Source organism: Legionella sp. km772, assembly GCF_003989735.1.
Classification (GTDB): domain Bacteria; phylum Pseudomonadota; class Gammaproteobacteria; order Legionellales; family Legionellaceae; genus Legionella.
Genome location: NZ_RZGQ01000128.1, coordinates 1 through 7,935 on the forward strand (window position 1 = coordinate 1; position 7,935 = coordinate 7,935).

A 7,935-nucleotide genomic window follows, 5' to 3' on the forward strand; every position below is an offset into this window, starting at 1 on the left:
GAAAATCAAATAATCACTATAAAGATCAAGCATATCCATTTAATTCCCTCCCTAAAATTAAGGGCGGAATTCTAATGCTTTTTAGTCAAACTACAAGTTTATGTGCGTAACATGAGTTAAACAGACAAAAACCGCTACCCAAATCGTTAAATGCATGATGAGATGGAAGCCCAAAAGAAAAATACAAGGGTGAAGCCGGGTTTAAACTTAGGGCTAAGTCTTTGATGAGTAGTTCAAAAGTTTTAGGAGTGCTCACAATGTCTGAGTTCAATCGTTTATAACCCCTAGCTTGAGCTTCGATACAATGATTAATAATTGTTTGTAAGTATTTTATAGGATGAATAGTTAAAATTAATTGCAAGAGAGGCTCCGTCTCGGCCATTTGCTCCACTTTTCTTAAAGCAAAGGCTTTTTTCCCTAAATCAATCAATTTAAATAAGGCTTGCCAATTTTTATTGAATTCGAATTCATCCGTGGTTTTTACCGGAAGGCTCGTGCTCCCTAGCACTAGTTCACTCATATGGGTTAAGCGGCTTTGCTGATCCTCAGCCCCACCTGCAGGCATTTTTGCCATATAAGCTAGATCTGTGGGGGAGGGAATTTGAATGCAGCATTCTGACGATATCCTTATTACATCCATGGCCTCATCTTCATTTGCATAGGAATTAAGCTCAGCTAATGTTTTACGCATCCGCCGTATAGTTCGTGCAGAGATATCTTGAGGATGCTCTAAATGCTTTTCTAATTGCTGTTGATAATGGTTAAGCTCAGCTAAATCCATTGTTGCTGAACTTAATAGGACATTAATGTTCTCAAGTAATTTATCCACAGCCGCTGCCTTGGCTTGTGGGAAAAAGGTTCTAGGCATATCCATGTCCTATAATTAAAAGGTTAATTTTATTATAGCCCTAAGAATTTCTAGATAAATAGCCTAAACTTAGTGAATTTTGCAATTTAAGGATAAACATGGTTATAAAGAATTTTAATAAGCTAGTTATTAGTTTATTAATGAGTATGCCGCTAATCACTCAGGCTATGGAGACGATGACGGTTTCTATTAATAAACATCCTTTTTATTTAGAGGTTCCAGAAACCCAAAGTGAGTATAACCGTGGTTTAATGTATCGTCACCGCTTAGCTGAAAGCGGGGGCATGATTTTTGTTTTTGATCCTAAGAGTACAAGTCAACCTACAATGTGGATGAAAAATACTTATCTGCCGCTGGACATGTTATTTATTGGACCTGATTATCGAATTAAGTGTATTCTTGAGCACACTAAGCCTTTATCCACAGTGCCTCTATCTTGTGATAACTCTGTTTTAGCTGTTATAGAACTTAATGCAGGCGAGGTCAGTCAATTCGAATTAAAAACAGGAATGGAAATTCAGGGGCAAGTTAAATAAATAATGAGGTATTCATGGTTAAGCATCAAATCATTCGTTTAGCTCCGAAATCCTACGGGGTTCATTTAATAAGCAAGGAATTATTGGAGCAGGTGACTATTAAAGGTAGCGGCCTATTACATTTGTTTATTCAGCATACCTCTGCCGCCTTGGCCTTAAATGAAAATGCCTCCCCAGATGTCTTAGAGGATGTTCAGACTTTTTTTAATCATCTAGTTCCTGAGAATAGACACTATAAGCATGATGAAGAAGGGCCTGATGATATGCCTGCCCATATTAAATCCATTCTATGTAGTACTTCTTTAACCCTTCCTTTTCAAGATGGCCGTTTATTACTTGGTGTATGGCAGGGTATTTATTTAATGGAATTTCGTTATAAAGCAAGTGCTCGCTCTATAGTTGTAAGCCAATTTACTTAGAGGCTACTCTTCTTTATCGATCTGCACATTAAATCGAGCACTGATTTTACCGCAATTATTTTTTGCGGTTATTTTAAGGTCAAAATTATCTTTTTTTTGCGCATCGATCAACAGCAGACCACTATGCGGATCAATCTGGACCTTATTGTTTTTTTGCAGCTTTTGATAGGAAACCGCATAGATCAGATGGTCGCCGCTAAAATAGGGTTGCAAATTAATGCGTGCCGTATTATCGGCGATAATCTCCCAATTTTCGATGCTCTTTTTAAGGAGGGGTGCTTGTCCTAAGCAGGATGTGGCATCACTTAAAGAAGCAAAGACAAGCAGTAAGCTACTAATAAATAATTTCATAAGATTCTCTATTTGTTGCAACAATGTGATAAGTATAGAATAGCCTTAGCTCAATGATTTATTTACTCTAAAATTAAGGAAGTTTTGATGAAAGCGATAGGATATTATGCCGGTAGTGAACATACTCTAATTGATGTAGATTTACCCAAGCCAAAAGCAACAGGACGAGATATTTTAGTTGAGGTTAAAGCCATTGCAGTAAATCCTGTGGATATTAAAGTAAAGAAAAACACCCAGCCTGAAGAGGGTGAGGTAAAAATTTTAGGTTGGGATGCCGCGGGCATTGTCCTAGAAACCGGGCCGGAAGTGACTTTATTTCGGCCTGGCGATGAGGTTTGGTATGCCGGTGACATAACCAGATCTGGAACCAACTGCGAGTTTCATTTAGTTGATGAGCGTTTAGCAGCAAAAAAGCCCCGTTCTTTGAATTTTCAGGAGGCTGCAGCTTTACCACTCACTAGTTTGACCGCTTGGGAGCTGTTGTTCGATCGTTTAAAGGTTGATGCCAATGACAAAGGGACTTTATTGATTACTGGGGCAGCAGGAGGGGTAGGGTCTATTCTCGTTCAGTTGGCAAGACAACTGACTAAATTAACCATTATTGGCACCGCATCCCGTGCAGATTCGGTGAAATGGATTCTCAACAATGGGGCTCATTATGTGATTGATCACAGTAAAAATATGAAAACCCAATTAGAGGCCATTAACTATCCTGAAATCGACTATGTGATTAGCCTAACCCATAGTGATGAGCATGCGACTCAATTGGTTGACGCTTTGAAACCCCAAGGTAAATTTGCCTTGATTGACGATCCTATGCACTTGGATATTAAGCTGTTTAAACTGAAGAGTATTTCGATTCATTGGGAAATGATGTTCACCCGTTCGCGCTTTAAAACCTCAGATATGATAAGGCAACATGAAATTTTAGCTGAAATGGCGAGAATGGTTGATAATGAGCAAATTAAGACCACCGTCGGCGAATGTATGGGTATAATTAACGCTGCCAACCTTAGTAAAGCGCATGCGTTGATTGAAAGTCATGCTGCTCGCGGTAAAATTGTTTTAAATGGTTTTGTTTAATTGTAAAACTTAGCGCCGATTTTTATGGAATAGGGGGAAATAGGCCCCCTTTTTTCTTAGAATACGTTTCGTGCCGGAGCACCATATAATGCGGTACTGTGGAACAAGTCCTACCCCTGCTCTGTTAGTCTATTGGATATGGGGCTTTCTTTGCGGAATGCCCCGACTCCTATTCTAAGCGACTATGAGGATGAACAGGGCATTAAAGTAAAGGCTAAAAGGTCTTGATTATTCATCCAACCCCATAGGTCGAGCTTTGGCTCGGCAGCTGTCCTCACCTCTCTCGTTAGACCCCGTATCTGCCATAAAATTTCTGGTTAAGCCCATCATTTAATTCTATTTGAGCTATAGTAAAAAGAAGGAATAAGAATAAAACATAAGATTAATCAATCAAGGAACTATCATGATCAATACTCTGCTATCGCTTGTAGCAGTTACATCATTTGGTTTGTCTCCTTTAAATCTTCAGGCCATGCAAGAGAAAATTGCCTTGCCTAATAAGAATTTAGTAAGTGAAATTCCTCCTATTTATCCGCAAATCAATATTGAGGAATTAAAAGCGATGCTGCATGCGCAAGCGCCTGATTTACATGAGGCGGTGATTAATAAGGTGGCAACCGCATTAAAATGTACTTCGACGTATAAAGTTAACCGCAACAATATTTTAAGTGTTATCGATTACTCCCTACCTTCTAATCAAAAGAGGCTCTGGATTTTTGACTTAGCCCAGAAGAAACTATTATTTAATACTTATGTATCGCATGGTATTAAATCAGGCACCTTACTAACTAATAATTTCTCGAATAAATATAATAGTAAAGCCAGTAGCATTGGGGTATATAAAACCGATAAAGCCTATTATGGCCGAGAAGGACTTTCTTTAAGACTCAATGGCTTAGAACGAAATTTTAATGATAATGCGATGAATCGTTCGATTGTCATGCATGGTGGCTGGTATTTAGATGAAGGTTTCATCAAACGCTATGGCCGCCCAGGACGGAGTTGGGGCTGTCCGGCCGTCCCTTTAACTTTGTATCAGCCAATTATTAATACTATAAAGAATGAGTCCATTATTGTGGTGTATTATCCTAGCGATGAGTGGTTTAGCAAATCTAAATTCCTTACTTGCGATAAACCTAAGAGCGCCACCGCCTTAAGTAGTATTTCCTCACCGGTAGGAACTGAGGAACATCGTGATGATGTTTTTTTTGCCCAAGTTTCTAAAGGGGGGGAGGATAAGCCTATTCTCGTCATGCCTGCTACGCAATATGAGAAAATTTTTCATGCGCAAGCTCCTTTAGGGCGCATGCTTAGAAGGCAAATAGCAAAAGAAGAGTATATTGCCCTTAATAATCAAGAGATAAATCAAATTATCAATAATAGTCAAGGGATCCAAGCGCTCTATTTTGTAATCCCCACTTTACGAATGGTGCGAGGTTATTACGAAACAGAAATGAAAATAGTTAATTTAGGAACCATTAAAAGTATTAACTCCACCTCAGATAACAATGGAAAAGTAAAAAGCTATACAGTGAGTTTTAATGGCAATTCTTCGGTACGTGTACAATCCACAGATAGGTTTATACGCTGGCTAGGTTTATAGGCACTAAATTCTGGGCGATATAAAACGCGTCCGGGTTTAGGCGTATAGCGAGTTCAGTTGGCGCCTCGTTGACAAAATTTAATGCAAATGAGATCATTAAAAACTTTTTTATACTCTTTGTTCTCTGCATGGTCGAACATAATTCAAGCTCATTGATTATTAAACTGTTAACGAGCAGTCATATTTTATTACTAACTCTAAGCAATATTTTGGTGCAATACCCCTTTGAATTATTTGGTTTCCATACGACTTGGGGCGCTTTTAGTTATCCTGCTATTTTTATTTTAACTGATCTTACCGTTCGCCTTTCCACTTCCCGTAATGCTCGACGTATTATTTTTCGCAGCATGTTCCCAGCTTTATTCTTATCTTATTTCATAGCCAGTTATCTAGAGACTGCTGGAAATCTAGAGCTGTTTAGTGTACATCTAATGCCTTTACGTATTGCCTTGGCTTGCTTTTTAGCTTATGTGGTGGGCCAAATCTTAGATATTGCTGTGTTCCAGCGTTATCGAGCTAATAGCTCTTGGTGGTTGGCCCCCATTCTTTCTTCCACTGCCGGTAATTTAGTGGATACCTTTTTATTTTTTGCAGTGGCTTTTTACCATTGTCCTAATCCGTTTTTAAGCGAACACTGGTTAGAAATAGCGAGTATTGATTTGTTATTTAAAATAGCAATCAGTTGGCTCGCATTTATCCCAGTGTATGGGCTTGTTTTGAACTTAATTAAAACAAAAATCACTTTATCACTACCTAGCGAATCAAGTTAAGAAGCCAGCAAGGTTCGCGGGCCGTGCTTAGTTATTCATCACTATCCTCGTCCTCATCGCTAGTACTATCACTAGTGTCCTCATCGGTACTATTAGGATTATTTATTTCTTTAATTGCCTCATCTGCTTCGCTGCTGTCTTTAAAATGTGGTTTTAAGAGCGTAAACCAAGATTGATTCAGGCTTTTATATTCCCAAATGCAGGACTCACTTTTTTCTTTTAAAAACTTGGCAAAGGTGTCATCCTGGTCTTCTTTATCCCACTCTTTTAATTGTTCTTCCACATCCTTAGGATCATTAGCATAGGCGTAACAAATGAGGCGGTAGTAGCGTTGCTCATTGAGTGCATGCACATCCCAATATTGGTTTTCTTGCGAGGCACTCGCTTCGCGTGCGCGTTCAAAATAGTCCGCATTATCTAGAAGAATTTGCGAGCCTTCAGTAAAATAATAAAGGATCATGACCGCAGCCAAACTATCTGCAGCATCTTCTTCTGAGCCGACCATAGGGATGTTATATGCATCAATCAAGGCATGACCTAACTCGTGATACAAACTGAATAAATTAATATTATTTAAATAATAATCGCGGGTTTCCTTATCGGAGTCGGGATAATTGGCATCATATTGTTGAGCTGACCAACGCTCATCATTGTAATCTAAAAAAATGGTTTTTTTACTGGGGGAGTAGTATGGTCCAATATCACTACTGGTCAATATAATATGAATATCGTAAGGAATAGTTAAAGACTCATTGAGTGCTTTTATAATTTTCTTGAACGTCCCTTTTTCTTCGATATAACTTGCTAATTCTTCATTTTGTTTGTTGCCATCGTGGATAATTGTAAAATCAAACTTACCTTCAGCTGAGGAAACGGCAGTACATAGGAGCAGAAAAATTGTACTAATAAAATTGAGAAAAAACTTAGGTTTCTTTGTAGTATCCATTATCGTTCCCTCTTTGTTTTAAATTGATTATAGCAGTTAATCTTTTTACCATCCGCCACCACCACCGCCACCAAAACCTCCACCGCTAAAACCTCCACTGCCGAATCCCGAACTAGAGCTGGAGCTAGGAGCAACCCTGGCTGAACAGACAGCACTCGTAAAGGAATTACCTAAGGATTGCGAAAAATGCGAACTGGAAAAATTAGGTACTCTACTTGAATACCACTCAGGCTTATATTGGCTTTCTGAGAGTATTTGTGAAAATTGTTCCGACCAGCTTTGTTCTAGGCCCAAGGCCAAGGCAAAGGGTAGATAGCGTTCAAAAAGTTGTGGCGTTTTATCGGGTGGGTTGCGGAAATTCATTTGGGTTTCTTCTGTTGCTTTTAAGAAAAGTTCAAAACCTAAAGTTTGCGAAACGATATCCATGCCCTTGGGGGTTGGTCTTCTCATCAAATCTCTAAATAAGGAGTTGGTTGTTATAAATAGGGCAGTTAGTAAATAGATGAGCCAATTAGAGCCAAACAAGGAATCAAATATTAAAGGTAAGAAAATAATGCCGAGAATAATTATTAACAAAATAATACTTAAAACGCTTAAGTAGAAACGTTGAAATCGTTTTATTTTATGGGGAATTAAAGATTCGATAAAAAAGAAGCCATAGAAGCCCACAATACAAAAGGCAAATAGGTAATCAAATGAATGGAAAAGTAGCGGTCCTAGAAGTGGGAGTAAACTGACCACCGAAATCGCTATACCTAAGAGGATAATCGGGGTGTTAAGAATAAAATATTGTTTTTGAAACTCTTCAGCCAATTTTTCATTAAATTGCTCTACTGCTTTGGAGATAGGGCTATGGTTAGCTTGAACCATGAGAATTGAGGGCGTACTCTTAAAAAGTTCTTGGCTAATTGCTTTTTCTGAGGCAGTTAAATTATTTTCGTCTGCGGCAATTTTTTTTAGCCGATATTCTTTCTTGCTTGTTTCCTCAATCATTAAATATTTTTTTACCGCCATATTAATGATCGCTGCTGTAAACAATTTATCACTGCTTTCCATTTCCTTAATGTAACCTAAGGATTGGGGAGAAAAACCAGCTGGCGGCTCAAAAAGAGGGATTATCACCTTACTATTTGGATCTTGGCCGAGGTAAAACCAAGATAGAATATAAAAAATAATTAAAATGAGATAGCCCATAAAGGCAAATGCTAAACTGTGATTATCTTTAATGAAATTTTTGATTTTAAGTAACTCATGTTACGCACGGTCAATTTTAAGCTGCCATATTTTTAAGCTCCTGCCAAGCAATCTGGTTCGCTCTAAGAATCAATTTGTACTTAATAGCAAAGTGATTTAAATGAG

Annotated in this window: 10 protein-coding genes; 6 read left to right on the top strand and 4 right to left on the bottom strand. The window is 38.2% G+C overall.

Features of this window, described 5'->3' with window-relative positions:
* Positions 1-85: 85 nt before the first annotated feature.
* A complete protein-coding gene (locus ELY15_RS11580; protein WP_127100181.1) occupies positions 86-868 on the bottom strand; it encodes a hypothetical protein in 783 nt (260 codons plus the stop codon).
* 98 nt (positions 869-966) lie between these two features.
* Here ELY15_RS11580 and ELY15_RS11585 point away from each other — a divergent pair, with 98 nt between their 5' ends.
* Positions 967-1,404 carry a DUF192 domain-containing protein gene (locus tag ELY15_RS11585; protein ID WP_127100183.1) on the top strand — a complete coding sequence of 146 codons (438 nt, stop codon included), beginning with the start codon at positions 967-969 and terminating at the stop codon, positions 1,402-1,404.
* A gap of 14 nt (positions 1,405-1,418) precedes the next feature.
* Positions 1,419-1,823, top strand: a complete 405-nt coding sequence (locus tag ELY15_RS11590) for a secondary thiamine-phosphate synthase enzyme YjbQ (RefSeq protein ID WP_127100185.1) — start codon at positions 1,419-1,421, stop codon at positions 1,821-1,823.
* Between the two features lie 3 nt (positions 1,824-1,826).
* On the opposite strand, the gene ELY15_RS11595 is transcribed toward ELY15_RS11590, so the two are convergent.
* The gene (locus ELY15_RS11595) at positions 1,827-2,174 is read right to left on the bottom strand and encodes a hypothetical protein (protein ID WP_127100187.1); all 348 of its coding nucleotides are present in this window, start codon (positions 2,172-2,174) and stop codon (positions 1,827-1,829) included.
* An 87-nt stretch (positions 2,175-2,261) separates the two neighbouring features.
* On the opposite strand from ELY15_RS11595, the gene ELY15_RS11600 reads away from it, so the two are divergent.
* The 3 genes from ELY15_RS11600 to ELY15_RS11610 all read left to right on the top strand — a co-directional run bounded on the left by ELY15_RS11600 (position 2,262) and on the right by ELY15_RS11610 (position 5,630).
* Positions 2,262-3,257 carry a zinc-binding alcohol dehydrogenase family protein gene (locus tag ELY15_RS11600; RefSeq protein WP_127100189.1) on the top strand — a complete coding sequence of 332 codons (996 nt, stop codon included), beginning with the start codon at positions 2,262-2,264 and terminating at the stop codon, positions 3,255-3,257.
* A 403-nt stretch (positions 3,258-3,660) separates the two neighbouring features.
* Entirely contained in the window at positions 3,661-4,860 is a 1,200-nt protein-coding gene (locus ELY15_RS11605; protein ID WP_127100191.1) for a murein L,D-transpeptidase catalytic domain family protein, read from the top strand.
* Between the two features lie 128 nt (positions 4,861-4,988).
* Positions 4,989-5,630: a 7-cyano-7-deazaguanine/7-aminomethyl-7-deazaguanine transporter gene (locus ELY15_RS11610; protein WP_127100193.1), complete on the top strand. Its 642-nt coding sequence runs from the start codon at positions 4,989-4,991 to the stop codon at positions 5,628-5,630.
* Between the two features lie 31 nt (positions 5,631-5,661).
* On the opposite strand, the gene ELY15_RS11615 is transcribed toward ELY15_RS11610, so the two are convergent.
* Both ELY15_RS11615 and ELY15_RS11620 read right to left on the bottom strand, forming a co-directional pair.
* Positions 5,662-6,576, bottom strand: coding sequence for a DUF4344 domain-containing metallopeptidase (locus ELY15_RS11615; protein ID WP_127100195.1), 915 nt, complete (start codon positions 6,574-6,576; stop codon positions 5,662-5,664).
* A gap of 45 nt (positions 6,577-6,621) precedes the next feature.
* Positions 6,622-7,770 (bottom strand): DUF2207 domain-containing protein, encoded by a 1,149-nt coding sequence (locus ELY15_RS11620; RefSeq protein ID WP_158617459.1) that lies wholly within the window; start codon positions 7,768-7,770, stop codon positions 6,622-6,624.
* Between the two features lie 31 nt (positions 7,771-7,801).
* Between ELY15_RS11620 and ELY15_RS16585 the strand changes: the two genes are divergently transcribed.
* A complete protein-coding gene (locus ELY15_RS16585; RefSeq protein ID WP_255411098.1) occupies positions 7,802-7,930 on the top strand; it encodes a hypothetical protein in 129 nt (42 codons plus the stop codon).
* Positions 7,931-7,935: the final 5 nt, after the last annotated feature.

Bases quoted from the DNA above. Each gene is read 5' to 3' on its own strand.
- ELY15_RS11580 (WP_127100181.1), bottom strand. From the start codon at position 868: ATGCCTAGAACCTTTTTCCCACAAGCCAAGGCAGCGGCTGTGGATAAA.
- ELY15_RS11585 (WP_127100183.1), top strand. From the start codon at position 967: ATGGTTATAAAGAATTTTAATAAGCTAGTTATTAGTTTATTAATGAGT.
- ELY15_RS11590 (WP_127100185.1), top strand. From the start codon at position 1,419: ATGGTTAAGCATCAAATCATTCGTTTAGCTCCGAAATCCTACGGGGTT.
- ELY15_RS11595 (WP_127100187.1), bottom strand. From the start codon at position 2,174: ATGAAATTATTTATTAGTAGCTTACTGCTTGTCTTTGCTTCTTTAAGT.
- ELY15_RS11600 (WP_127100189.1), top strand. From the start codon at position 2,262: ATGAAAGCGATAGGATATTATGCCGGTAGTGAACATACTCTAATTGAT.
- ELY15_RS11605 (WP_127100191.1), top strand. From the start codon at position 3,661: ATGATCAATACTCTGCTATCGCTTGTAGCAGTTACATCATTTGGTTTG.
- ELY15_RS11610 (WP_127100193.1), top strand. From the start codon at position 4,989: ATGGTCGAACATAATTCAAGCTCATTGATTATTAAACTGTTAACGAGC.
- ELY15_RS11615 (WP_127100195.1), bottom strand. From the start codon at position 6,576: ATGGATACTACAAAGAAACCTAAGTTTTTTCTCAATTTTATTAGTACA.
- ELY15_RS11620 (WP_158617459.1), bottom strand. From the start codon at position 7,770: ATGGGCTATCTCATTTTAATTATTTTTTATATTCTATCTTGGTTTTAC.
- ELY15_RS16585 (WP_255411098.1), top strand. From the start codon at position 7,802: ATGAAATTTTTGATTTTAAGTAACTCATGTTACGCACGGTCAATTTTA.